The following is a 22,791-nucleotide window of genomic DNA, read 5'->3' as shown; positions in this document are numbered from 1 at the left end:
AACCGCGCCAAAATTGTGTCCTCTCGCGGGGGCCCGCTGAAAGCCCTTGCACCAGACGTCGGCAACCACAGGGCGGGAATAAGAAGGCTCCCCGGAAGCCTGAACTGGATGACCAGTCCGGCTTCCGGGGAGCCTGTTGTCTGTCTATCTACTGTGCCGTGAGAACCGCATCACGGTTTCGGCTTTCATCTGCGGTTTGTCCTGCATTGCCAGGTGCAAAAGCCTTCGTAAACACGAAGCCGCGGTAGTTGTCGGAGACGACTTCTTCGACCTTCCTGACGTACTTGTCGAAGCCACCGGCATAGGGAATGAAATAGCGCGAGCCGTCGTATTTGTTGACGTGGACCATGTAGTTATCCACCGCTCGGCGCAGGAGCGGCGCCGCGATCTCATTGCAGTGATCGCCCCACTCCCGCTCCGCTTCAAGGCTGGCCTCGATGCGGACGGCGCCCTTCTTTGCGGCGTGCGCGATGATGTCCGCCACAAAATCAACGTGTTGGTTGTTTCCGACGAAGAAGTTCGCGAGGACACTGGGGCTTTGCGCGCCGGTGAGCATAAACAGGTTCGGGAATCCATGGGTCATGATGCCCAAGTGGGTCTGCGGCTTATGCTTCCACCGGTCACTCGGCTGCTGGCCGTGCTCGTTGCGGACGTTGGCCTGGTCCAGGGCGCCCGTAAAAGCCTCGAAACCGAGGGCAAAAACGATCAGATCAACCTCGTACTCATTGTCCCGGGTCTTAATCCCCGTCTTGGTGATGCGCTCAATCGGATCACTTCGCAAGTCAACGAGGCTGACATTGCTCTGATTGAAGATCGGGTAGTACCCCGTATCAATGCAGAGCCGACGGATGCCAATCGGGTAGGAGGTGGGCATCAGCTTCTTCGCGGTCTCGGGATCATCGATCATGTCGCGGATCTTGCCGCGCACAAACTCGGCCACGACATTGTTGACGTCGATGTTCGTCCCCTGGTCCGAGAAGGTTCCGAGCAGGGTCTGGCCCCCGAACGCCCATCTGGACTCTAGAATCTGCTGCTGCTGTTCTTCGGAGAAGTCTGAAGCCTTACCGGCAAAGCCCTGCATGACATAGCCGACAGGGGAATTGTATGACTCGTCTCGTAGTCGCAGAACCTTCTTATTGAGGCGGGCCTTCTTCCTCCTGTCCGCCGGCCCGTTGTGTGCAGGGACCGAGTAGTTCGGGGTGCGTTGCAGGACATAGAGGTGCCCGGCGGTCTTGGCGATCTCCGTCGCAGCCTGCACACCCGAAGATCCTGTCCCAATGAGGGCCACCCGCTTGCCGGCAATCTCAACGGGAGTCTGAGGCCAATGGGCGGTTTGATGCCACTCCCCCTCGAAATCATCGAGTCCCGGGAAGTCCGGCTTCCGCGGTTTGGACAGCTGCCCCGTGGCCATCACGAGATAGCGGGCCCAAACCGTCCGGCCGGTATTGGTCTTGATGAGGTACTTGTTCTCCTGGGGCTGCCAATCGGCGGACGTCACCCAAGTGCTCAGCGAGAGGTTGCGGCGCACATCGAGGCGGTCCGCCACATAGTTGAGGTACCGCAGAATTTCGGGTTGTGCGGCGTACCGCTCGCTCCAGTCCCATCCCGCGTAAAGCTCAGGATCAAACATGAAGGCGTAGCTGTGGCTTTCCAAGTCCACGCGGGCACCCGGGTAGGCGTTGTGATACCAGACGCCCCCGACTCCGTCTGCTCCCTCGAAGCCGTGGACGTCGTGTCCCAGGTCGGCGAACCGGTGGAGGGCGTAAATGCCCCCCATGCCCGCGCCGATGACGACGACGGAATATTCCTCAGTCTCACCCGTCAGATTCTGGATGTGGTTATTTGCCATGGCCGCGCTCCCTGGACGCGCGTCTTCACTGGTCACTGGCGTCACCACTCGTTGGATGGAGCAAGCCATCCTGGTTCCGTACTTTTGAAAAGCCCACCGGATCTCCTTTGATGTCAGTGCATCGGCAACTTTGCCGATCTTTGTTCACAAATAACGCTAAGAGCCGCCGGGTCAGGACCGGCATGGCAATGGACGCCAATATGGCGGGAAAAAGCGTCAGCAATCCTCGCTCAGCCCGTGCGCGGGTCAACTGCTCCGGGTCTCGGCCAGCGAGACGACCGCTACGGCACTCGTGGTCTCCACGCCCAGCTGGTTGATGGCCTTGACCGTGACTTCAGCGCATGCTCCATGGGTCTCATCACGGAACACACGAGTGGCCTCTCCTCCGATCCACTGGGTGTCGCCGAAGACACCGGGCTGCTTGATGCGCACCGAAAGCGAGACGAGATCCGCATCATCACCCATCCAGTTGGTCACGCAGTGTGCCATCCAGGAGACGCGCTGGTTGCCGTTGTCGTACGCGCCCGGCATGCCGATCGCGTGTGCCATAGCGGCATCCTGGTGCCCCAGGCTCGGGAAAGGCTCGGAGAGGAAGTGCTCGGGACCGAGGTTCGTTGGCGCGCTTGGGTCGCCGTTTCTCACCCGCTCCTGCTGGCGCACGCGGGTCTCCACCCCGCGGTAGCCGGCGGTACCGATCGCTCCGGCATAATACGCGGTCATGGTGATGAGGTCGAGTGGACCCTTGACTACCTGCGGTACAACATCGCCGACAGAAACCGTCTCCGCGAAGCGCGTGCGCTGGCCGCGGATCTCCTCAGCCAGGATCGCGGCCCGGATCTGTTCCTTTTCCTCGTCCGTGTAGACATGGGGGTCGCGTGGTTCGTGCATCCGCTGGCCCTCCGAACTTCGAGCCACGCAGACGATTGTGTTACGGACGATCCCGACAAGTTCCTCGCCGACGAAGTAATCGGTGCGCCCCACTTGCTCCACGAGGCGGCCGGAGCGGCGGCCCACGCGTTCACGGACGTCTTCCACAAAGGCTCGGGCGCGGACCCGCTCGCCCAGGCGGATCGGTCTGCGGAAATCGAGGTCGGCACCGAGGTGGATAGCCTGGATGCCCTCCGACATCCCCATCGCGACTTCGGCGTCGCACACGGAGTAAAGGAATGTGGGGGGTGCGATCCGGGTGCCGTGACGCGTTGTCTGCGCGTACGACTCCGACAGCCACAGCGGGTTCTCGTCACCGATCCCCCATGCGTAGTGGCGGATTGAGTCGGTGCTTGCCTCCTCGTTCCATTGCACAACGACGGCTGACTCACCGATGAAGCTCTTCATGTAGGCCACGTCTTCATCGGTGATCTGCTTTGCCGGTACGCCGGTGGTGGCGGCGGTCATGGTGTCGGTCCTGACGAGGCGCTGGGGACCGATACAACAGCGTCGACCACCGTGACGGTTGCTGTTGCCGGGTCCGCAAGGATCGGATTGAACTCGAACTCATGGATGTTTCCTTGCTGTTCCGCCCAGTCGAGAATGTCCATCACAGTGGTGGTGAGCGCGTCGAGGGTCTTCCCGCCGGCTTGCCCGCGCAGGCTGGTGGCCACCACGCGCGCGTCAGAGATGGCTTGGCGGACCTCCGGCCGGGACACTGGCAGCGGAAGGATACCGATATCGTCAATCGCCTCAGTCATCCCGCCCCCCGCGCCGATGACGAGGACTGGACCGAACTCTGGATCGCGCCGGAGCCCTACGAGGACTTCGGTCTTCCCTGGCGCCATCGCCTGGACGGAGATCGTTGCGGCCTCCCCCTGGATGGATGTGAGCTGGGAGGCTGCCGCGCGGGCGCTGTCGGAGTCATTGACGCCGATGAAGACGCCTCCGGCGTCTGCCTTGTGAAGGATCTCGGCATCATCGATTTTGATCGCTACCGGGAAGCCGATCTCCTCGGCAGCCCGGACGACGCCGTCGATATCACGGACGGCGCGGCTTGCCGGTACTGGAACACCGGACGTGGCGAGGGATTCGGCCACCTCGCGCCAGGTCAGGTTGTGCGCCCCGCCCGTTGTCACCGCCTTCAGTGCCGCCCCCACTAGTTCGCCGCGGTTGGCACGGGTGCTTTGGACCTGCGACCAGGAGGATGCGGCCGCCACGGCGTCCAGTGCCCGTCCGGCTGTGGGCAGGGATAGGACTCCTGCCTTGCGCAGGATTCCGGCTTGGGCCGCGGTGACCCGGTCGTCTTCGGACAGCGGGACCACCATGACACGTACTTCCGTCGGGATGGTCATCGCGGCGATACCGGCCGCCAGCTCATCGAAGTCGTGCGCGAGCCGCGTCGCCGTCACTATAACCCAGCCGTCCGGCGTCGTGGCGAGAACCCGCTCAACGATGCGCAAGTAGTCGGCAGTTGTGGACTGTACTCCGACGTCGATGGGATTGCCGAGGTGATTGCTGCCCACCGCCTCGCCTATTGAGTGGAGCGCTTCCGGTTCGAGATCGCGGAACGTCAGGCCGCGGTCGTCGGCCAGGTCGTTCCAAAGCCCCACCTGGGCGCCGGAGGTGGTGACGACGGTCAACTCCTGGTCGCGCCCGGAGAGCCGCCCGTGGAAGACGTCGAAGGTCTCGGTCAGGTCAAGGAGCTGCTCCGGCGAGGTGCACACCATTCCGAAACGGTGGCGGAGGACGCTTATAGCGACGCGGCCGCTGCCTGCGAGTTTGCCGGTATGGGACTGGGCGCTCATCGCGCCGCGGGTGGACCGGCCCAGCTTCAGGATGATGACCGGGATACCGCGATCCCCCGCAGCGGTTGCAGCGGCCTCAAGATCATCGTTTGCGCTGAAGCTCTCGACGATGCAAGTGAGGACATGGGTGTCCGGATCAGCGCCCAGCCACTGCGCCCAGTCGGTAAAGCCCGTCGAAATCTCGTTCCCGGAGCTGGCCCAGGCGCTCAATCCGCTGGCGCCGCGTGCGGCGAGGGACTGCATGAGCGCGTTTCCCAGTCCGCCGCTCTGGCTGAACATCGCCACGTGACCGGCCGGAATTGCGCCACGTTGAAGGACAGATGAGAAGGTTGCGGTCAGTGACCGGCCAACGTGCATGAAGCCGATGCAGTTAGGGCCGATGAGTCGGGTGGTGCCCTTAGCCAATTCCGCACGGAGCAGCTCATCGCGGTCATGCCGGCCGGTTTCACCGAAGCCGGCGGCGAACGCGACCGCGAAGGGGACGCCAAGCGCGACGCATTCGCGCAGATCCTCGATGACCCTGTCGGCGGGCCCCACGAGGACGGCGACGTCGGGCACCTCGGGGAGATCGGAGAGCGTCTCCACCGTGGGTACACCGAGCACTTCCTTGTGCACGCTGCTGACCGCGTAGTACCGCCCCTCGAATCCGAGGCGGGATAGGTAATCGAGTGTCCGCCCTGAGGTCTTCCAAGGGTCCCGGGAGGGACCAACCACAGCTACACTCTCTGCCTTCAACGGGTTATCGATGCGCACCGGGCTCAAAACAGCCTTGCTCTCCAACATTTACATTCCTCCAGTCCGTCGCACGGTCGCCGGCCTTCGGGTAGCCGGAATTTCTATTGCCTCGACCACCACGCCGAGATCACGGTCGGTGTCAAAGTAGGCGAATCCGCCATCGCCGCCCTGGCCATACCCGCGCGCTGTTTGGGTAACCCGGTAGCCGGCTCCCCCCATAAGCGCGATCGCCGCATCCAGGTTGTCCACGAATACACCCAGGTGGTGGAGGCCGGTGCGGCCCTGCTCGGTGAACTCGTGGTAGATGCTTGGGCCGGCCAAGGGCTGGATGAGTTCGATCTGCGGATTGGAACCGCCCATGGCGAGGCGCATCGCGAAAGCACCTTCCTCGGCGCCAAAGCGCGACCAGGGCATGAACTCCTGGTCGTAGTGGTAACAATTCCACTCTTCGATGCCGAAGGCGTGTCCGTACAAGTCGATGGCCTCGTCGAGGTCCGACACGAGGATCCCCACCTGTCCCACGCTTCCGATTGGAACAGGACCTGCGGAATGGACCTCCGGGAGGCCTCCAAGGTCCTTCGCGGCGCGGGACGTGGCATCGTTGCCACCATCCCCGAACTCTCGCGCTGTGATAGTTGCTTTCATAATCTAATAACTACGCTACCCTTCTGGCTGCTGTCAACGGATAAACTGCTGCCCCTGCGGGCAGGGACCCTTCTCGTGGCCTTGTGGCCCTTCTTTCGCCATGTGCGTAAGATTTCCGCATGGCAAGTACAGCTAAGACAGCCGCTAAAACGTCCACCGACACCGAAGCACCGAAGGACCTGGTCCAGTCGGTTGCCCGTGCGCTCAACATCGTTGATGTGGTTGCGGCGTCGAAGGAGCCGATGCGGGCTCAGTCGATCGCGAGCGCAGTAAACCTGCACATTGCTACGACGTCGCATTTGCTGGCGACACTTGTACATGCCGGTTACCTGGAACGTAACGAGCGCACCTACAAACTCGCTGCCGGGAAAATCCTGGATCTAAGTTCGCGAGTGGAAGATGACTGGCGTCCCTCTCCGCTGGCACTACGTCTCCTGAAAATGGTGGTTGAGGCTACCGGCGAAAGCGCCTACTTGTCCGCATGGCAGGGAGGCACCGTCACCGTCGTCGCCGTGGAGGAAGGCAGCCACGCCGTCAGGGTGGCCGACCTGCGGGTGGGTGTCTCCGGCGACATTCATGCACGCGCCTCCGGGAAGGCCCTCCTCGCCTTCGGTCCGGAATCACAACTGGAACGGGTCCGCTCCGTCGATGGTGAACTCACCAGACGAACCGAACACACGATCACCACCCTTCCTGAATTTCTGGCCGACCTTGAGTTGACCCGGTCACGTGGTTACGCACTGGACCACCAGGAATACGTTCTCGGCGTCTGCGGCATGGCAGTTCCAATCTTCGAAGGATCACAGCGCCCCCGCACCGCCTTGTCCATTACGGTCCCGCTTCATCGCTTTACCAACGAGCAACACTTCCAGCAATGCCTCGATGCCCTAATGGAAGCCCGCCGCCTGGACGACGAAGAAGGCGACTCAACCCAGCCGTAGAACGTCAAGCTCCAGTACCGGCCCCTCGTCCGCACAAACGTTCAAGGGTGTCCGGGGCCCGTCCTCCAAGCGGGGGAAATCCGATGTGGCAACATAGGCGCACAAACGCATGCCTTTCGCCACCCGGACCGCAGTTGAACCCAGATCCACGGTGATTGGCTCTGCGTTTCCAGCGCGCAGCCTGTTGTACGACGACCCCTCGCAGAGCAATTCAGAGGCACCAGTATCGTCAAGCGTTGCCAGCTTGACGACGACCGCCGTCCGCTCAGCAGTCGTCACCTCGAGTCGGCACGCGACACCGCCCATGATTTCGATGTCGTCAGCCAGGGGATCCGAAACGAAGGCGTGCACGTCATCGCGCGCGTGCAATGCCTCCACCATGCGCGGACCTGAGTTCGCACCCACTTTGTAGCCGGGGAAAAATGTCCGCCCGCCGATCGTCGGGACCGGTGAATCAACTACCGACGCCGCCCGGGCATCCATACTGGCCGTGGGATGGTCTATGTTGCTGGGGCGCAGTCGAAGGTGCACCCGATTGGCGCCCTCAGGGGGCCAGCTTGAGAAGCATCGCCATTCATCAGCTCCCATGGAGAAAACAGTCACAGGATGCTCAGAGCGATTGCGGCCATCGCGCACTTCTTCCAGCCAACCAAGTTGTAGCGACGTCGGGTCGAGGTTTTCGAATGACGCCGCCGGACCGAAGAAGCGGGTCGGGAACCAGCCGCCCATGAGCCCGTGCGCCCAGGGCCCAACCAACAGCCGGTCATGGGGATTTTGTGTGCCGGCGGCCTCCCGCCGCATAAAACTGGCAACCGTTCCCGGAAGGAAAATGTCGAACCAGCCACCGATGACGAAGGCGGGCACGTCGACGCGCCCTGCCAGCTCTGGAGCCACCAGGAAGCGGCTTTTATCCCGCCAGTCCAGCAGGTAGGGCGCGAATTCTCCGGCCTCCTCGATGAGCTGGTGGAAGGTGCGGATGCGCCCTTCTGCGACGTTCCGCTCCAGGGCTGCGATCTGCGGTCGGCTTTTCTCATCCAACACGCTGCTTGCGAGGAGAATTGATACCCAGTGTGCAAGGAATCCCAACACGACGTTGTTGTCCTCGTAAAGCCAGCCGGAATGGACGTCGTCGGCGGTTACAGCGGGAACGATGCCGATGAGGCCTTCAGGGTTTCTGGCTGCCGCCAACCATTGGCTGATGCCAACGTATGAGCCGCCCACCATGCCCACGTTGCCGTCCGACCACGGTTGTTCGCGTACCCATCGGATAGTGTCCACGCCATCATCGGCTTCATTCACAAATGGCACGAACTGGCCTTCGCTTCGGAACCGGCCCCGTACGTCCTGAACCACCACCACCCACCCGCACTCCACGGCGCGCAGGACATTAATCCACGTGTTGGCATGCGCTGGGTCATCTTTGCAATAAGGCGTCCGTATCAGCACTGTGGAGCGGGGTTCCCCCTCACTGGGCCGATACACATCTCCGGAGAGAGTAACGCCGTCACGCATGGCGATAGGGACGTGCTTTTCAACTATGAGGTCCATGGCAACCTTCGCTGTGTTGCTTCCACATCGGCTGGGGTCCTCACCCGGCGGTTTGGACCATGTCGAGGCGCGGGTAGTGGTCAAGCAGTTCCGCGCCACTGGCCGTGACGACAACGAGGTTCTCGAGACGCACACCTCCCACCCGGTGCTCCCCTTCGATCCCTTCGATGGCAATGACCATGCCTTCTTTGATCTCCTCAGGATGGGCAAGGGACCACGAGCGCGTGATAGTCGGCGGGTTGTAGTGGATTGCCCGCGATCCTGCGTTGACGAGGCCGATTCCGTGTCCGAGTTCGATGCTGAAGCATTCCGCCTCGGACGGAAAGCCGAGGTCTTCCGCGGGTGCAAGTACGGCGGCCACGTCAGCCGTGCTGGCGCCTGGTTTCATGAGCGACATGGCCAGATCCAGGCGGTCCGTCAGCTTTGTGTAGGAGGAGCGCTCGGCTGAGGTGGGAGCACGGCCGACGACGTACTGGCGGTAGAGGCACGCCGTGTACCCCATGTAGGAAGTTCCGCAGGTGAGCAGGTACGCGAGATCGCCATGCTCAACGATGCGGTCTCCGCCGCTGATCCCCCGAGGGAATGACAATGGTCCGGAAAGCAGACGGGCAGCTCCCACTTCCGCGCCGGCATCTTCGATGGCGCGGCGGGCCATCAAAGCAATCTGGGCCTGCTTGGTTCCGGGCCGCAATGCGGCCCGCGTCGCCTCGAAGCCTGCAGTACTCAGGCTCGCCGCCATCGAGATACAGGAGATTTCATCGGCCGTCTTGATGGTTGAGCATTCGAGCAACAGCGGAAGGCCCGGAATCGTCTCGATTCCCGCATCGGCCAAAGCATTCATACCTGGCTCATCGATCTCGCTGACTGCCAGCCGCTCGCTCGCGAGGGAACGTGCGGCAAGTTCATCGCGAATCTGTGCCGCAAAAACAGCTGACAGTTCGGCAATGGCAGAACTGGGCGCCACACCGCCAAGCCAGGAGATGGCTGGGCGCCAGTGCTTGATCCAGGGCGCCTGGTCGGGCATTTGCTGGAGGGATCCCGCCGGCGCGAACACAATTGGTTCGTCGTCTGCGAAGAAGAGTGCGTAGCCGACCTGGAGCGAGAATTCCCCCCACCAAAAACCGGTCAGATAACGCACGTTGTCCGCGCCGGTGAGCAGCAGCGCCGGTATACCCTTCGAACGCATCAGTTCCCGCATACGGTCAGCGCGCTCACGGCGCATCCGGTCCAGATCAACGCCTACGTGCAGTTCTGTACGAGCCGGTCCAAAGTGCAATTTCTGGTGGTTTTCGGGCATCGTTGCCTTGGCCTTTCATGTTTCTATACTGATCCGTGGTCCCGCGGCTATCGGGGGCGTCGTCCGCGGCGATGCGGTCGGGCCTTCTGAGAGCCACGGGCGTCCCAAAGAAGTTCGGGAAGCCCACCGGATGTCCGTTGAGGTCAGTGATCATCCGACGTTTGTTCTGAGATAACGCTAAGAGCCGGCGGACCTTGAGCGACACGGCATAGGGCGCCAATGACGTAGGAAGCCATGCCAGAATCCTGATTACGGTGCTTCAGTGGCCCGCGTTGCCTGTGCAGCGACGACCCAGGCCGGGTCCCGCCGTTCCACGAAAGCCAGGGCACCCTCACGTGCTTCCGGTCCGGTTCGCAGGGGAGCAACGATGTCTTCCTGGGCAGCGAAGCGCGCCTCCGCCGCCGCATACCGCGACTCCAAAATAATTCGCTTGGCAGTCTTCAATGCGATGGGTCCATTGAGCTGAATTTTCCCGGCGAGTTCGAGTGCGGCATCGAGCGCTTTGCCCGGGTCCGTCAGCCTGTTGATGAGACCGAGCTCGGCGAGGCGTGCCGCGGTAATGGGCTCTCCCAGCAGCGCCAGTTCCATGGCGATGTGATAGGGCATACGGTCCGGCAGGCGGAGCAGCCCGCCGCCGGCCGCGATGAGTCCGCGCTTTACCTCGGGCAGGGCAAACGACGCCGTTGAGCTGGCGACGATCAAATCGCATGCGAGGGCAAGCTCGAATCCCCCTGCGTAGGCGTAGCCTTCGACGGCGGCAATCACAGGTTTTACCGGTGGCCGGCGGGTGATGCCGGCGAACCCACGTCCTTCAAGGACCGGGACCTCCCCTGCTGCAACCGATGCGAGGTCAGCGCCCGCCGAGAAATATCCACCGGCGCCGGTGAGGATGGCGACACTTGCAGAATCATCGGCATCAAACTCATCGAACGCGGCCGCAAGCGCTAGGGCAGTGGGCCGGTCAATCGCGTTGCGCTTATGCGGACGGGTGATCGTTATGACGCGAACTCCCCCCGAGTTGCTGACGTGAACGCTTGGCTCACTGACGTTGTTGCTTACTGCTTGGGGTTTGGTCTGTTGCATGGTCATCCTTTAGGTCGTATTGATGAGGAGAGAGCAACACCGTGCTGACTCCCTTGTCGGCATATTTCAAATAGCGAATGTAGTTAGCGTGATACGATAGTAACACTGCTACGTTCCGCGAAAAATCTTTCCCGTCGTAGCCATAAACTCCGACGAAAAGAAGGGAAAAGCCCATGAAACCCGCACAAAGACTCCGGGAACTGCTTGCGGACTCCAAAATGATCATCGCGCCGGGAGCCTACGATGCACTCTCTGCGAAGATGATTGAGCAAGCCGGCTTCGACGTCGTGCTCATCGCCGGCGGCACCTACTCCAACTTCCACTACGGGGTGCCGGATAACGGCTTTATTTCCCAGGGCGAACTCATTGAGGCCGGCAGGCGCATCACGGCAATCACCGATCTGCCACTCATTCTCGACTTCGATGATGCAGGAGGATCGCCCCTTCAGGCATTCCGTGGCGTCCAACTTGCCGAGCAAGCCGGCGTCGCAGCCCTGCTCGTCGAAGACATGGTGCCCGCAACGAAGCACTTCTGGACACCCAAGGACGGCGGAGAGCGCTGGAAGCCGCAACTCAAACTTCGCAGCGTCGAGGAGATGAGCAACATCATCCGCGCCTGCGTGGAAGCCCGGACGTCCCCGGATACGGTGATCGTTGCCCGCTCGGATGCCAGCCGCTTTGGCTTCGACAATCTGGCTGAACGCATGGCCGCCTATTCTGCCGCCGGCGCAGACATGCTCTACCCGTGCGGCTACCCCCTTCTCGACTTGCCCAAACTCTCGGCAGTCGTCCCTGGCAAGTACGTCATGGTGACCGTAAAGAATCCAACACTGGAGGAGCGCCAGGAACTCGAAGACGCCGGCGTAAAGATGCTGCTGGTCATCAACACCGTGAACGGGGCCGTGGCAGGCTTCCGCGAGAATCTGTCCCTCCTGGCACGTGGTGAGTTGCTCGAGGGTGAAGCAGAAGGCGGCGCTTACCTGCCCATCATGGAAGCAATCGATGCGGCAGAATGGGCCCGCCGGGCCCGCCACTTCGGTTATTCCTGACGGATCTTCCAGACGCAACCGTTCCTGGCCGGGCTTTGGTTCCTGCCAGGAACGGTTTCGCCGTTCACAGCGATTCGCGTGGTGAACATCCAACGCCCTTGGTCAGGGCAGTTAAACAAGAGCAGAAAGCGCCGACGACATCTCAAGTCGTCGGCGCTTTCGTTTGCGTCAGGCGGGCGTCTTGACGCCTGCGGCCAGTTCCGGTCCCGTGAGCGGAGTCGGATTCCAGCCTTCGCCCATGGCAACAAGACCTTCGGTCATCATTCCGTGGCTGACCGCGTCATTCATGGTCTTCTTGAGCTCGTTCACCATAAGCATCCGGGTGGAACGCAGCGTCAGCGTAGGCTTCGCAGCCAGCATCCGCGCGAGTTCGTATGCCCTGGCAACTACCTGATCCTTGGGCACCACCTCGTTCACAGCACCCCATTCGTAGGCCTGCTGCGCGGTGATCTCCTGTCCGGTGAGATGGAAGTACCGGCCGCGGTTCAAACCAATAACCAGCGGCCAGATAATCTGCATTCCGTCGCCCGGAATGTTCCCCTGGGAGAAGTGTGCATGATCGGCGAAAACGGCATCCTCGGAAGCGATGACGATGTCGCAGAGCAGCGCCTGCTCGTTGTGATACCTTGCGGGACCGTTCACTGCCGCGATCATCGGAACTTCGATGTCGAGGTGGCCGAGCACAAGACGCTTGGCGTCGTGATGGAGGCCGAGCCAGATTTCGGGCGTGACCCAGTTCTTGTTGTCAATCGGGGCTTCCTTGTCGATGAAGGTGTCGCCCGCCCCGGTGATGATGACAACGCGGTTTCCCCGGTCCCTGCTGATGTCATCCCAAAGCGATGAAACGTTGTCATGGACTCCTACACCCCAGACCACGTCGCTGCCATCCGTGTGGAACGTGACCAGCAGAATGCCGTCTTCGTCACGTTCCAGTTTGATGTGCTGGTACTTGTCCTTGTAGTCATCAAACGTTATCCACGCCATCGTGAATCTCCTTATTTCTGTGATTGGGCGATGAGTTGCGGCTACATCACGACTTGTCCGGCCATTAGCCGTACTCTCGTAATATGAACCTTATATACAAATAGCGCGAGTTCTCAATAGTAGCGATCGAAAAATAGCACCGGAATAGCGGTATGTGCGGGAGCGGTCCTCAATCTCCCGGCGGCGGCAGGTCGAGCTCTCCCGGGATCATGGAGCGGTCGTCCTGCCGGCGTAGGCAAGCAGGGCGCGGTCCACGGCGGCGGGGTCGCTGCCGTCCAGGCGGGCAAGCACGTGCCCATCGGGCCGTACAAGGATGGCCTCGTCCCCGTTGACGCGGAAAGCGGCTGCCCAGGCGGCCTCGGCAGCAACGAAGTCCCCGGAGGGTCCGAACGTCACCGAGCGGTGTGGAATGCCGAGGCTACCTGCGCGCTGGGCTGCCTCCAGTGCAGGTTCCGAACCGGAGTGCGCGAGGATGGTCAGTTCACGTCCGAACAAGTCCAGCGTTGAGAGCGTGCCCTCAGCGTTGAGCCAGACATGCGGTGCGCGTTCACCCACGGCAGCCGTGGGAGTGAAGGTTCCCACAGGCCAGCCGGAATCCGGCGATGTGGCTCCGGCAACCGCTCCACGGTCGTAGCGGAACCCGATGTCCAGGCCGGGGTGCACAAAGTTCTCCGGCCGGAAGGAGCGCGGGCCTTCATCGGCGTTGCCCACAATGGACCGGAAGTTGCGGACAGCTTCGGCCATGTTGAACACCGCCACGGGCCGTCGCTCCACTTCGTAGGTATCCAGGAGGGCGGGATCCGCCCAGCCCTCGAGGACCGCCGCCAGCTTCCAAGCGACGTTGTGGACGTCCTGAATGCCGGTGTTTTGGTTGAACCCACCGTAAGGAGGCATTACATGCACGGCGTCTCCGGCGAGCAGGACCCGGCCGGACTGGTAGCGGTCAGCCACCCAGGCGCCCACAGTCCAGGTCCGGGCGTCCATCAGCTCGACAGACTCATCAGGGTCGCCGATCGCGTCGCGGATCTGCGTCGTCCAGTCAATGTCTTCGAAGGGCATCCTGTCCATGACCAGCGGGCGGCCCAGCATCGCCACCCGGTCGGTCGCGTCTACGGGAGCGATCACCACAGCCCCGATCGTGTCCGGATTATCGAGATAGATGAAACTGGACGGGTCGCCCGTGCGCCGCTGGATTACAGGCGAACGGAACAGCACACTCACGGCCGTCTGCAAGTCCTGATCCCCGGTGGTCCCGATCCCCAAGGCGGTGCGCACCTGGCTGGCGGCGCCGTCGGCTGCGATCACATACTTTGCCGCGACGACTTCCGGGCCCTTGTCACTGGTTATGGACACGAGGACCTCTGCCCCTGTGTCGTTCACCGTCGACACCGTCTTGCCGAACTGGAGGGTGACGCTGTCCTCGGCCTGCGCAGCATCAACGAGGATGGGCTCAAGGGCGTCCTGGGAGCACAGAACTACGTCCAGCGTCTCCGGACCGAGGCTGGTGTCCGCGGGTCCACTCGCATGCGCGTTGCTGGTGACCACTGAACGCCACGGCGATACGGCATCGCTTCCCAGCAGGCGGCGCGGTCCGCCGGGAAGCGCGGCCGCCCGCACTTCATCAGCGAGGCCGAGTTCGCGAAACACCTCCATGGTGCGGCAACTGACCGCCCGGGACCTGGGGTGGCGCGACCGCTCGGTCCGTCGCTCGACCACGAGCGTGTCGATACCGAACCGTCCCAAGAGGATCGCCGCCGAAAGCCCGACCGGACCCGCTCCGATGATCAGGACGTCGACGCTGCGCTTTGCGGGTTCGTTCCGCTGGTTCACTGGCTGACTCCTGCAAACTCGGTCAGCTCGGGCTCCATGCTGCGGGAGTCCATGTACGTCAGTTGGCCGCACGGCTGCATCCTGGCGCGCAGCACGTCATCGAACGCCGCGCTTACATCAAGTGGCGTCCATGTCTCGCGGGTGAGGGCGGAATCGACGACGGCGGGGTGCGAAAGAAGCATCAGGTCATGCCCGTTCGCAAAGCGGACCACCTGGCCGTTGACTCCCTTGCTGAGGTCGGACAGGAGATAGAGCACCACGGGAGCGTTAGTGGAAGGCGGCGGCGCAAGAGGGTTGCCGCCGAAGAACTTCGTGTACGCCTCGGTCCCTGCCGTCATCATCGGTGTGTCAGCGTGGGGCGCCATGGCGTTGACCCGGATGTCTCCACCTTGGGCGCCGAACTCGGTGGCCCAGGCGAAGGTCAAGGAGGCGATCGCCGCCTTGGCTGCAGCATAGGCGCTCATCATCCGAAGACCCACAACCGCGCCCGAGGTCACGTTGACGATTGACCCCCGTCCCTCCATGGCGGCGAGACCGTGGACTGACATGAAGTAGGTACCGCAGACGTTGATGTCGACGTGACGGCGAATGTGTTCCTGCGTCTCCTGCCCGGCAGTCACCGTCTCCAAGTAGCCGGCGTTGTTGACTAGGCCGTCCAGCTTCCCGAAACGTTCAACGGCAGCAGAGACCAGCCGCTGGCAACTGTCCCAGTCGGTGACATCCGCGGCGACGGCTAATGCTTCGCCGCCCTCGCGGTTGATTGACTCCGCCACGGCCTCGGCGCTTTCGGCGTTAATGTCGGAGACGACGACGCGGGCGCCTTCCGCTGCGGCCGCGCGTGCATACGCCTCGCCGAGGCCGCGGCCGGCGCCGGTAATAAGGATGTGCTTTCCAGCGAGGATTTGATCGCTAGTCATTAAGATGCTCCTTTGCATTCGTAGTCGGGACCAGGGATGCTTTTCCCCAATCCGTGGCATAGGTCGGGTCGTGCGGATAGCGATCACCGAAGTTGGACGTGGGCGGAATGCCGAACAGCTCGGCGACGTCCGCTTCCGGAGCGAGTCGTTGCGCCCCGTCCCAGACGCAAGTCCTCGCGAGCACCTTCCACTCCCCCTGGCGCCGCTCGCACAGATCCCGGTAGCGGCCCGCAAGCAGATCGGTAGGGCCGCCGTCGGCCGGCATGGCCAAGTAGATAAACGCCGTTTCACGCTTGGCCTGGTTGCCGTTCAGTTCAATAAGTATGTTGGTCACGTAGTGGCTGGCCTTGTGGGAGGACTCCCGCCGCATGGAGTACGCCCAGTCGCAGAAGTCATGGGACAGGCCCACGAACATCCCATGATCCTCAGTCGCCTCAGGCCAGTAGGTGGACTTCATCAGGGCGAGGTCCTTGCGGTCCATGCCCCGGCAATAGCGGATCATGTTCTCGTTCAACTCCTGTTTGGCAACGAGGACACGCAGTTGCTCCAGTTCGGCGGCCCAGTCCGCCAGGTTGCCGGTGTTCGACTCAGCCTCCTTCATGGATTCGACCACTCCAGTCACCTACAAGCTCAGGGACAGGAGCAGCGCCTCACCCTGCCCGCCTCCACCACACAGGGCCACGGCGGCCTTGCCCCCGCCGCGGCGCTGGAGTTCGTACACAGCTGAGACGACGACGCGCGCCCCGGAGGCGCCAATGGGGTGTCCGAGAGCGATGGCGCCGCCGTTGACGTTGACCCTTTCCATCCCAATTCCAAGCTGCGCCGCTGAGTGGAGTGCAACGGAGGCGAACGCTTCGTTGATCTCCACGAAGTCCAGCTCCTCCACGGTCCAACCTGCGGTTCCGAGGGCCTTGGCAATGGCCTGGGCTGGTTTGTCCGGCAGTGATGTGTCCGGGCCAGCGATCTGTCCGTGTGCCCCGAGTACCGCCACGACGTCTATACCGTGGGCTTCCGCATAGCCGCGCGTGGTCAGGACGACGGCGGCAGCGCCATCCGTGAGCGGCGAGGCGTTGCCTGCCGTAACGGTACCTGCGGGGGAAAACGCCGGCCGGAGTTTGCTGAGGGACTCCTCATTGCTGTCCGGCCGGACACCCTCGTCGCTGCCGGCCAGTTCGGGCGCTCCCCGACGACGCGGCACCTTGACCGGAACTATCTCCGTATCGAAGTACCCTGCGTCCTGGGCCGCTGCTGCCCGCCGGTGGGAGTCTGCAGCGGTCTTGTCCTGCTCGGCCCGCCCGATGCCGAGCAGGTCGTTGGCACGATCAGTGTTGAGGCCCATTGACTCGTGGTCGAAGGCATCGGTGAGTCCGTCGAGGGCAAGGGCGTCTGTCAGCGCGGCGTCCCCGTAAAGATGGCCGGCGCGGGAACCGGGAAGCAGATGCGGGGCATTGCTCATTGATTCCTGTCCGCCGGCGATAACCACTTCCGCTTCTCCCAGCTGGAGCAGCCGGCTGGCTTCGATGATCGCGCTCAGCCCGGACAGGCACACCTTATTAACGGTGACAGCGTGGGCACTGAGTGGGATTCCCCCGGCTACAGCTGCCTGCCGTGCAGGGTTTTGGCCGGCCCCTGCCTGGATCACATGGCCCATGACAACGGCGTCAACAGCATTAGCACTGATGCCTGCCCTGTCCAGTGCCGCAGCAATTGCAGTGCCGCCCAGTTCGACGGCGGAAACCGAGGCGAGCTGGCCCATCAACCTGCCCTGGGGAGTTCGGGCAGCCCCGACGATAACTACATCTTCTTTGAGGTTCACTTCTGCTCCTTGGCCTGTGGCCGGGCGAATTGTCACGGGTTCAGCTGTAGATGGCGCGATGCAGCCGGACAAGGTAGTCGGCGGTGACATCGGAATAGTCCGGGAACCGTTCCATAATGGCTGCAAACGCGATGTCCCGTCGCTGCGGCAGCCGGGCTTTTTCAGCGGCAGCAAGGGCCTCGGGCAACTCCTGGCGCGTAAAGTCGGTGCAATAGCTGGGCGCTCCGGGCTGCTGGCGCCAGGAGTCTGCCAGGGATCCGGCGTCCACCGCGTCAAACCCGGTCTCCTCGACGAGGGCAATAGCTACCGCCTTGTCGCGATCGCGATCCGCGGCCACAGGAATGGCAATCCGGTCGGGATCCCCATCTTTTCTTCCATAGGCTTGGAAGGACTCGGCCGTGATGGCGTTCCAGGCCTTCACAACTGGGCGCCCGAGCTGCTCGGTAATCCAGACGCTTTCGACCTGCCCGTCTTCCAGGGCTTCCACCCGCCCATCACGCTGGGGGTAGTAGTTGGACGTATCGATGATGACGGCGTTGGCCGGGAGTTCGGCGATAAGGGTGTTGACCTCGGGCATCCGGCTGAGTGGCATGGACGTGATGAGGACATCGACGTCGGTGACAGCGCTGCTTGCCTCTACTGGTCGTGCACCCGATGCCACAATGTCGGAATTGATGGTTTCGGGGCCGCGGGAATTCGCAACCTTAACATCATGGCCGGCTCCACTCAGTTTGCGGGCGAGTGTAGCGCCTATCGAACCTGCTCCTAGAATGCCAATCTTCATGGGGATCCTTGTTTTGAGTTGAGAGCCAATGTTGGCCGTGATCTTGCCGGTAAGAGACGGTTTTGCAGCGACGCGGTCACCTCGAGACGTCTGCCGCGTTGGCGGGGAGGACCTCGTCCAGTTCCGGCGCCAAGTAGACCATCTGGTCACGGAACGACTCGCTCGCGTTGCGGAATGCACGCAGCTCGCCGTCCTTCATGAGCGCCTCCCCGCTGTCGGCCCAGCTCTCGGGCGTAGGTGTTTCGACCTTCATGCGCGGCATGCCGGCAATCGCGACGCGACCGGCTGCAACTCCGGCAATCTCAAACGTTTCGCCGAAAACTGTTGTGTCCTGGTGTGCCAACCACGTTACGAAGGCAGACACCGAGCTTGCCGGAACCGTCGTGCGCATCGCGTCCTTGATGACGGGGTTGGGGAAGGCGTCCTCCGTCATCGGCGTCAAGGCAACCGGCATCAGCGTAGTGACTTGAACTCCCACCTCACGGGCCTCGGCCGCGAGGGTGATACCGAGTCCCCAGATCGCGGCTTTGGCGGCGTTGTAGGCCGAGTCCGTCGGCACGCCCATGACCCCGTTCGACGAGATGTTGATAAGCCGGCCGCTGCCCGAGGCGATGAGGTGCGGCATGGCTGCGCGCGAGACTCCGACGACGCCTTTGACGGCCACGTCGAAGATGCGCCACCAGGTATCGGCTTCCATCTCCCAGAAGCGGCCGAAGGCGTTAATACCCGCGTTGTTGACGACGATGTCGAGCTGCCCAAAGGAGTCGAGTGCGGTCTGGACGATCTCAGGCGCCTCGGTGACGACATTATGGCTGTCTACCACTGCGGTGCCGCCTGCGTTGGCTATCTCGGCCACAGCTTCGGCCGCGTTCGCCGCGTTGACGTCGTTGACGACGACCCGCGCCCCGCGCGAAGCGAGCATTTTTGCGTGCTCGCGGCCCATTCCCTGCCCTGCGCCGGTGACGATTGCCACCCGGCCCTTGAAATCAAGATTAGTCATTTTCTGTTGCTCCATTTCTTTTGAACCGGATGGCAGTGCCACTTACTTTCCGGCCAGCCAGCCGCCGTCGACCGCCAGGGAGATTCCGGTAACCATGCGGGCCTGGTCAGAGCAGAGCCACACCACGGCATCTGCCTGATCCTCGGGTTCGGCCAGCTCGCGCATCGGAATCGCCGACAGAATCCTTTCCCGGAATTCGGGCGGGTTCTGCTCGAAGGCGTTCTTCATCATGGGACTCGTCGTCGATCCGGGTGTGAGGGCGTTGATGCGGATGCCCAGGGGGCCGTAGTCCATCGCCGCGTTCCTCGTGATCCCGACGACGCCGAACTTCGAGGCGGTGTACGGGGCGTTGTTGGCGATGCCGACGAGGCCCGCAGCAGAAGCAGTGTTGACGATCGCACCGCCTCCGGTCTTCAGCATCGCGTTGACTTCGTGCTTCAGGCAGTAGAAGGTGCTGTACAGATTCACCTTCATGACCCGGTCCCAGGTAGCGCTGTCGGTCTCCCCAATAGGTGCGAAGACCCCGTTCATCCCGGCATTGTTGAAAGCGAAGTCCAGCTGCCCGAAATTCGACACCGTTGCATCAACCAGGGCCTTGACCTGCTCCTCGTCGCTGACATCGCACTGGAAGAAGACAGCCTTCCCACCAGATGCTTCGATGATCTCCACCGTTTCGCGCCCGGCCGCCTCATCAATATCGGAAACCACTACACGCGCACCGTTCTTTGCGAACGCCAGGGCACCTGCCCGGCCAATGCCCGAGCCCGCGCCGGTAACGAGACCGGCTTTGTCTTTCATCATCAGATTCTCCTCATTCATTAGTAGCTCTCTCCAGCATGGACGTTGTTGTCATAGTTGCGGCGCGATTCCTGCGGGAGGAACCTGTCCTCGGTTTCGCGCACGTAGTCAGTGAGGGGACGGCCGAACATTGCGCCCCAGCCGATGCTGTCGGGACCGTCGTTCAAGTGGTCGATGTACTCACCGATGGGTGTGGCCTCGCCTGATTCCTTGACCTGCATCAGCAGGCGCCAAACCTCTTTGACCCCGGGAAGCACGAAGGCCACGGGCTGGATCGCCTGGCCGATCTTGGTCATCTCGGCGACGGTCTTGCGTCCGATCAGCGGAACCCCGACGGCGTAGGCCGGCCCGGGTGTCTCCTTCAGCGCGAGTTCGGCCTGCTCCCAGGTATGGAATCCCTCATAGAAGATGACGTCCGCACCGGTCTCGGCTTTGTACAGCTGGGCGCGGCGGATCGCCTCGTCCACGCCGCCGCCGGCGGCACCGTAGCCGTCGGTTCGGGCAACGATGACGAAGTCGCTGTCCAACTTGTCCCGGGCATCGACGGCGGCGTTCAGTCGTCCGATCGCCTCGGCGTCCGACACCAGTTCGATCCCGGCCACACCCCCCGATTTCTTGGGCTCCCGCTGATCCTCGATGTGGATTCCGGCGACGCCCGCGTCAATGAACTCAGACACCGTGCGCTGCACGTTGATCGGCGCACCAAAGCCGGTATCGGCGTCGCAATAGATGGGAATGTCAGCGGCGCGGGCAGTGCGCTTTGCGTGCTCAACTACCTCGGTCAGGGTGAGCCATCCCGTGTCGGAGACCCCCTGCCACCAGGCAGACATGCCGCCGGAGAGCTGGAAGGCATCGAAGCCGGCGTGCTGCGCCATCTGTGCGTGGAGCGGCAAGGCGCCGAACGGCACCAGTGCCGTTTCGGGACTGTCGAAGACTGCACGCAGCGCCTTGCCGGGTGAGGTCAGGCTCATGATGCGACCTCAGGGGTGTTGAAACCCACTGTGACCACAACGTAGACGCAATCCTCGTCGTACGGGTTCTTCCAGGCATGGGGTACGCCGGCCATAACGAGCAGATCTCCCGGAACGAGCGTGCGCTTCTTCCCGCCGGGGAGCACGAGATCCACCTTGCCTGAGATAACCACCTCGTAGTCGATAGTGTCGCTCGCATGCATGCCGGCATCACCGTCGTCGTCGGTGGCGCTCATGCTTTCGTCCAGCGTCGCCGCGTCCACCTCCCCCGAAGAGTGCGCAGGGAAGCTGCTGATGCCGAAGGTGGATCCATTGGGTCCCGCAAGGGCTACCTTGCTCGGCGGGGCACCGAAGTTCGCTTTGCTGTGGCCTCCGTCCACGGCCCAGTAAAAGGCACCTGCTGCCACGCCGGGGAAGTCGAATTCGGCGGCCGGGCCGACGTCGAGGAAGTCGGCTTCGCCGGACTCGTTCGGTCCCGCGACGACGAGTTGGAATTTTTTGGGATCAGGAAAAGTCATCTGTGTTCACTCCTTTCTGGTTTGACGCTTTGGTCGTCAGGCGCGCAGGCCCGCCTCGCGCATCAGCGGGAAGACCTGTTCGTTCAGCCGGTCGAGGCCCTCGTCATAGTCGACGAGGCCCGTGCAGATGCCGGTGATGCCCGAGGCCTGCAACTTCTGCAGCTCCTCGACCACCATCTCGGGAGTGCCCGTGATCGGCATGAGCGCGGCGCGGCCAAAGGCCCGCACGGACTCGTCGCGCTTGTAGTCCTCGGACTGCTTGTACTCATCCCAGTTGAAGCTCTGGGTGCCGCTGCGGATGATTTCGCGATAGCGAAGCGCACTCTCCCAGTCGGTGCTCTCTGTCACGTACTCGGCGTAGGCGCGTGCTTCCTTCTCGGTGTCCTTGACGATGATGTGCGCGCCCGCCCACAGGCCGAGGTCCTCGCGACCGGCCGCGTCTGCTTTCTGGCGGATTTTCGGCGTGAGCTCGCCGCTGTGCTCGACGCTTGCCACCGATGCGAACAAGACGTTTGCGTGCTTGAACGCGAACTCCTGGCCTGCGGGGCTCGAACCGGCGCTCATCACCATCGGGCGGGGGGACTGCACGGGCTTCGGGTGTGCCTGCGCACCTTTCAGATTGAAGAACTTGCCGTCGAAGTCGAACTCCTGCTCCTCATTGGCCCACAGGCGTTCAGCGATCTCAATCCACTCGTCGGCGAGCTCGTAGCGTACGTCGTGCTCCGGGAGCTCCACGCCGAAGATGTCGTATTCAGGCTTGAAGTAGCCCGCTGTGACGTTGAGCCCCATGCGGCCGCCACTGATGTGGTCAATGGTGGTCACCATTTTCGCGCCCATCACGGGGTTGATGAACTGCACGTTGCAGGTGGCGATGATCTGGATGTTCTGGGTCACCGCAGCCAGTCCCGCGGCCCAAGTGAACGTCTCGAACTGACGACCCCAGGGGCGGTCGGGACCGGCGAGCCCTTGCCAGCGCGCGATGGGGATGAATCCGTCCACGCCGTACCGGTCCGCTTTTTGCGCGAGATGCTGCACTTCGCCCCAGTTGCCAAGCTTGATGCTGTTGTCGGCGAAGTTCAGGCCGCCCTGCCCCGTGGACACGTTCGCCCCAAAAATCGCGACCTTGAAGGCGTTGTCGCCTCCGACCATCGGGCCGTTGTCGCGCTCGACTGTGTAATCCGCGACAAAGTCGCGGTCCACGGGATTCTCGGTGGAAGTTTCGTTGGATGCGATGCTCATAATCGCCGTCCTTTCGGGAAGATGAAAATTGGATGTGGAACGGGTTGGATTT

General features: G+C 62.5%; 20 protein-coding genes. 2 read left to right on the top strand and 18 right to left on the bottom strand.

Going from position 1 to position 22,791, the window contains the following annotated elements; genetic code table 11:
- Window positions 1-148: 148 nt before the first annotated feature.
- The 4 genes from G6R19_RS05955 to G6R19_RS05940 all read right to left on the bottom strand — a co-directional run bounded on the left by G6R19_RS05955 (window position 149) and on the right by G6R19_RS05940 (window position 5,964).
- The gene (locus G6R19_RS05955; RefSeq protein WP_163163301.1) at window positions 149-1,885 is read right to left on the bottom strand and encodes an NAD(P)/FAD-dependent oxidoreductase; all 1,737 of its coding nucleotides are present in this window, start codon (window positions 1,883-1,885) and stop codon (window positions 149-151) included.
- Between the two features lie 210 nt (window positions 1,886-2,095).
- Window positions 2,096-3,244 carry a MaoC family dehydratase N-terminal domain-containing protein gene (locus G6R19_RS05950; protein ID WP_163163299.1) on the bottom strand — a complete coding sequence of 383 codons (1,149 nt, stop codon included), beginning with the start codon at window positions 3,242-3,244 and terminating at the stop codon, window positions 2,096-2,098.
- Window positions 3,241-5,367 (bottom strand): acetate--CoA ligase family protein, encoded by a 2,127-nt coding sequence (locus G6R19_RS05945; RefSeq protein ID WP_163163297.1) that lies wholly within the window; start codon window positions 5,365-5,367, stop codon window positions 3,241-3,243. The genes G6R19_RS05950 and G6R19_RS05945 overlap by 4 nt, the downstream gene beginning before the upstream one ends.
- Window positions 5,368-5,964, bottom strand: coding sequence for a VOC family protein (locus tag G6R19_RS05940; protein WP_163163295.1), 597 nt, complete (start codon window positions 5,962-5,964; stop codon window positions 5,368-5,370).
- Between the two features lie 119 nt (window positions 5,965-6,083).
- Between G6R19_RS05940 and G6R19_RS05935 the strand changes: the two genes are divergently transcribed.
- Window positions 6,084-6,905, top strand: coding sequence for an IclR family transcriptional regulator (locus G6R19_RS05935; RefSeq protein WP_163163293.1), 822 nt, complete (start codon window positions 6,084-6,086; stop codon window positions 6,903-6,905).
- On the opposite strand, the gene G6R19_RS05930 is transcribed toward G6R19_RS05935, so the two are convergent.
- From G6R19_RS05930 to G6R19_RS05920, 3 genes are all read right to left on the bottom strand, one after another.
- Window positions 6,891-8,453, bottom strand: a complete 1,563-nt coding sequence (locus G6R19_RS05930) for a CocE/NonD family hydrolase (protein WP_163163291.1) — start codon at window positions 8,451-8,453, stop codon at window positions 6,891-6,893. The two genes, G6R19_RS05935 and G6R19_RS05930, sit on opposite strands and share 15 nt — an antisense overlap.
- 40 nt (window positions 8,454-8,493) lie before the next feature.
- Window positions 8,494-9,750, bottom strand: a complete 1,257-nt coding sequence (locus G6R19_RS05925) for a M24 family metallopeptidase (RefSeq protein WP_163163289.1) — start codon at window positions 9,748-9,750, stop codon at window positions 8,494-8,496.
- A gap of 249 nt (window positions 9,751-9,999) precedes the next feature.
- Window positions 10,000-10,833 carry a crotonase/enoyl-CoA hydratase family protein gene (locus G6R19_RS05920; RefSeq protein ID WP_163163287.1) on the bottom strand — a complete coding sequence of 278 codons (834 nt, stop codon included), beginning with the start codon at window positions 10,831-10,833 and terminating at the stop codon, window positions 10,000-10,002.
- Between the two features lie 173 nt (window positions 10,834-11,006).
- On the opposite strand from G6R19_RS05920, the gene G6R19_RS05915 reads away from it, so the two are divergent.
- Window positions 11,007-11,882, top strand: coding sequence for an isocitrate lyase/PEP mutase family protein (locus G6R19_RS05915; protein WP_104187860.1), 876 nt, complete (start codon window positions 11,007-11,009; stop codon window positions 11,880-11,882).
- A gap of 168 nt (window positions 11,883-12,050) precedes the next feature.
- On the opposite strand, the gene G6R19_RS05910 is transcribed toward G6R19_RS05915, so the two are convergent.
- The 11 genes from G6R19_RS05910 to G6R19_RS05860 all read right to left on the bottom strand — a co-directional run bounded on the left by G6R19_RS05910 (window position 12,051) and on the right by G6R19_RS05860 (window position 22,739).
- A complete protein-coding gene (locus G6R19_RS05910; RefSeq protein ID WP_163163285.1) occupies window positions 12,051-12,866 on the bottom strand; it encodes an enoyl-CoA hydratase/isomerase family protein in 816 nt (271 codons plus the stop codon).
- 207 nt (window positions 12,867-13,073) lie between these two features.
- Window positions 13,074-14,696, bottom strand: coding sequence for an FAD-dependent monooxygenase (locus G6R19_RS05905; protein WP_163163283.1), 1,623 nt, complete (start codon window positions 14,694-14,696; stop codon window positions 13,074-13,076).
- Window positions 14,693-15,613, bottom strand: coding sequence for an SDR family oxidoreductase (locus tag G6R19_RS05900; protein ID WP_163163281.1), 921 nt, complete (start codon window positions 15,611-15,613; stop codon window positions 14,693-14,695). Before G6R19_RS05900 ends, G6R19_RS05905 begins: the two co-directional genes overlap by 4 nt.
- Window positions 15,606-16,226, bottom strand: a complete 621-nt coding sequence (locus G6R19_RS05895; RefSeq protein ID WP_163163279.1) for a nuclear transport factor 2 family protein — start codon at window positions 16,224-16,226, stop codon at window positions 15,606-15,608. Before G6R19_RS05895 ends, G6R19_RS05900 begins: the two co-directional genes overlap by 8 nt.
- 9 nt (window positions 16,227-16,235) lie before the next feature.
- The gene (locus tag G6R19_RS05890; RefSeq protein WP_240341776.1) at window positions 16,236-17,429 is read right to left on the bottom strand and encodes an acetyl-CoA C-acetyltransferase; all 1,194 of its coding nucleotides are present in this window, start codon (window positions 17,427-17,429) and stop codon (window positions 16,236-16,238) included.
- Window positions 17,430-17,469: 40 nt separating this feature from the next.
- Window positions 17,470-18,213, bottom strand: coding sequence for an NAD(P)-binding domain-containing protein (locus G6R19_RS05885; RefSeq protein ID WP_163163275.1), 744 nt, complete (start codon window positions 18,211-18,213; stop codon window positions 17,470-17,472).
- A gap of 76 nt (window positions 18,214-18,289) precedes the next feature.
- Window positions 18,290-19,213, bottom strand: a complete 924-nt coding sequence (locus G6R19_RS05880) for an SDR family NAD(P)-dependent oxidoreductase (protein WP_163163273.1) — start codon at window positions 19,211-19,213, stop codon at window positions 18,290-18,292.
- A 42-nt stretch (window positions 19,214-19,255) separates the two neighbouring features.
- The gene (locus tag G6R19_RS05875) at window positions 19,256-20,014 is read right to left on the bottom strand and encodes a glucose 1-dehydrogenase (protein ID WP_205484258.1); all 759 of its coding nucleotides are present in this window, start codon (window positions 20,012-20,014) and stop codon (window positions 19,256-19,258) included.
- Between the two features lie 17 nt (window positions 20,015-20,031).
- Window positions 20,032-20,982, bottom strand: a complete 951-nt coding sequence (locus G6R19_RS05870) for an isocitrate lyase/PEP mutase family protein (protein ID WP_163163269.1) — start codon at window positions 20,980-20,982, stop codon at window positions 20,032-20,034.
- Window positions 20,979-21,500, bottom strand: coding sequence for a cupin domain-containing protein (locus G6R19_RS05865; protein WP_163163268.1), 522 nt, complete (start codon window positions 21,498-21,500; stop codon window positions 20,979-20,981). Before G6R19_RS05865 ends, G6R19_RS05870 begins: the two co-directional genes overlap by 4 nt.
- 36 nt (window positions 21,501-21,536) lie before the next feature.
- On the bottom strand, window positions 21,537-22,739 hold the full coding sequence (locus G6R19_RS05860; RefSeq protein WP_163163266.1) for an LLM class flavin-dependent oxidoreductase: 1,203 nt from the start codon (window positions 22,737-22,739) through the stop codon (window positions 21,537-21,539).
- Window positions 22,740-22,791 lie beyond the last annotated feature (52 nt).

This window comes from Arthrobacter sp. Alg241-R88, from assembly GCF_900537115.1.
In the GTDB taxonomy this organism is placed as follows: domain Bacteria; phylum Actinomycetota; class Actinomycetes; order Actinomycetales; family Micrococcaceae; genus Arthrobacter.
Note: the sequence above shows the minus strand (reverse complement) of the source record. Positions and strands in the feature narration are given on the sequence as shown.

Excerpts from the sequence above, each read along its gene's own strand:
- G6R19_RS05880 (WP_163163273.1), bottom strand. The coding sequence starts at position 19,213 with ATGACTAATCTTGATTTCAAGGGCCGGGTGGCAATCGTCACCGGCGCA.
- G6R19_RS05900 (WP_163163281.1), bottom strand. The coding sequence starts at position 15,613 with ATGACTAGCGATCAAATCCTCGCTGGAAAGCACATCCTTATTACCGGC.
- G6R19_RS05860 (WP_163163266.1), bottom strand. The coding sequence starts at position 22,739 with ATGAGCATCGCATCCAACGAAACTTCCACCGAGAATCCCGTGGACCGC.
- G6R19_RS05915 (WP_104187860.1), top strand. The coding sequence starts at position 11,007 with ATGAAACCCGCACAAAGACTCCGGGAACTGCTTGCGGACTCCAAAATG.
- G6R19_RS05870 (WP_163163269.1), bottom strand. The coding sequence starts at position 20,982 with ATGAGCCTGACCTCACCCGGCAAGGCGCTGCGTGCAGTCTTCGACAGT.
- G6R19_RS05875 (WP_205484258.1), bottom strand. The coding sequence starts at position 20,014 with ATGATGAAAGACAAAGCCGGTCTCGTTACCGGCGCGGGCTCGGGCATT.
- G6R19_RS05935 (WP_163163293.1), top strand. The coding sequence starts at position 6,084 with ATGGCAAGTACAGCTAAGACAGCCGCTAAAACGTCCACCGACACCGAA.
- G6R19_RS05910 (WP_163163285.1), bottom strand. The coding sequence starts at position 12,866 with ATGGCGTGGATAACGTTTGATGACTACAAGGACAAGTACCAGCACATC.
- G6R19_RS05930 (WP_163163291.1), bottom strand. The coding sequence starts at position 8,453 with ATGGACCTCATAGTTGAAAAGCACGTCCCTATCGCCATGCGTGACGGC.
- G6R19_RS05920 (WP_163163287.1), bottom strand. The coding sequence starts at position 10,833 with ATGCAACAGACCAAACCCCAAGCAGTAAGCAACAACGTCAGTGAGCCA.
- G6R19_RS05865 (WP_163163268.1), bottom strand. The coding sequence starts at position 21,500 with ATGACTTTTCCTGATCCCAAAAAATTCCAACTCGTCGTCGCGGGACCG.
- G6R19_RS05940 (WP_163163295.1), bottom strand. The coding sequence starts at position 5,964 with ATGAAAGCAACTATCACAGCGCGAGAGTTCGGGGATGGTGGCAACGAT.
- G6R19_RS05945 (WP_163163297.1), bottom strand. The coding sequence starts at position 5,367 with ATGTTGGAGAGCAAGGCTGTTTTGAGCCCGGTGCGCATCGATAACCCG.
- G6R19_RS05885 (WP_163163275.1), bottom strand. The coding sequence starts at position 18,213 with ATGAAGATTGGCATTCTAGGAGCAGGTTCGATAGGCGCTACACTCGCC.
- G6R19_RS05925 (WP_163163289.1), bottom strand. The coding sequence starts at position 9,750 with ATGCCCGAAAACCACCAGAAATTGCACTTTGGACCGGCTCGTACAGAA.
- G6R19_RS05950 (WP_163163299.1), bottom strand. The coding sequence starts at position 3,244 with ATGACCGCCGCCACCACCGGCGTACCGGCAAAGCAGATCACCGATGAA.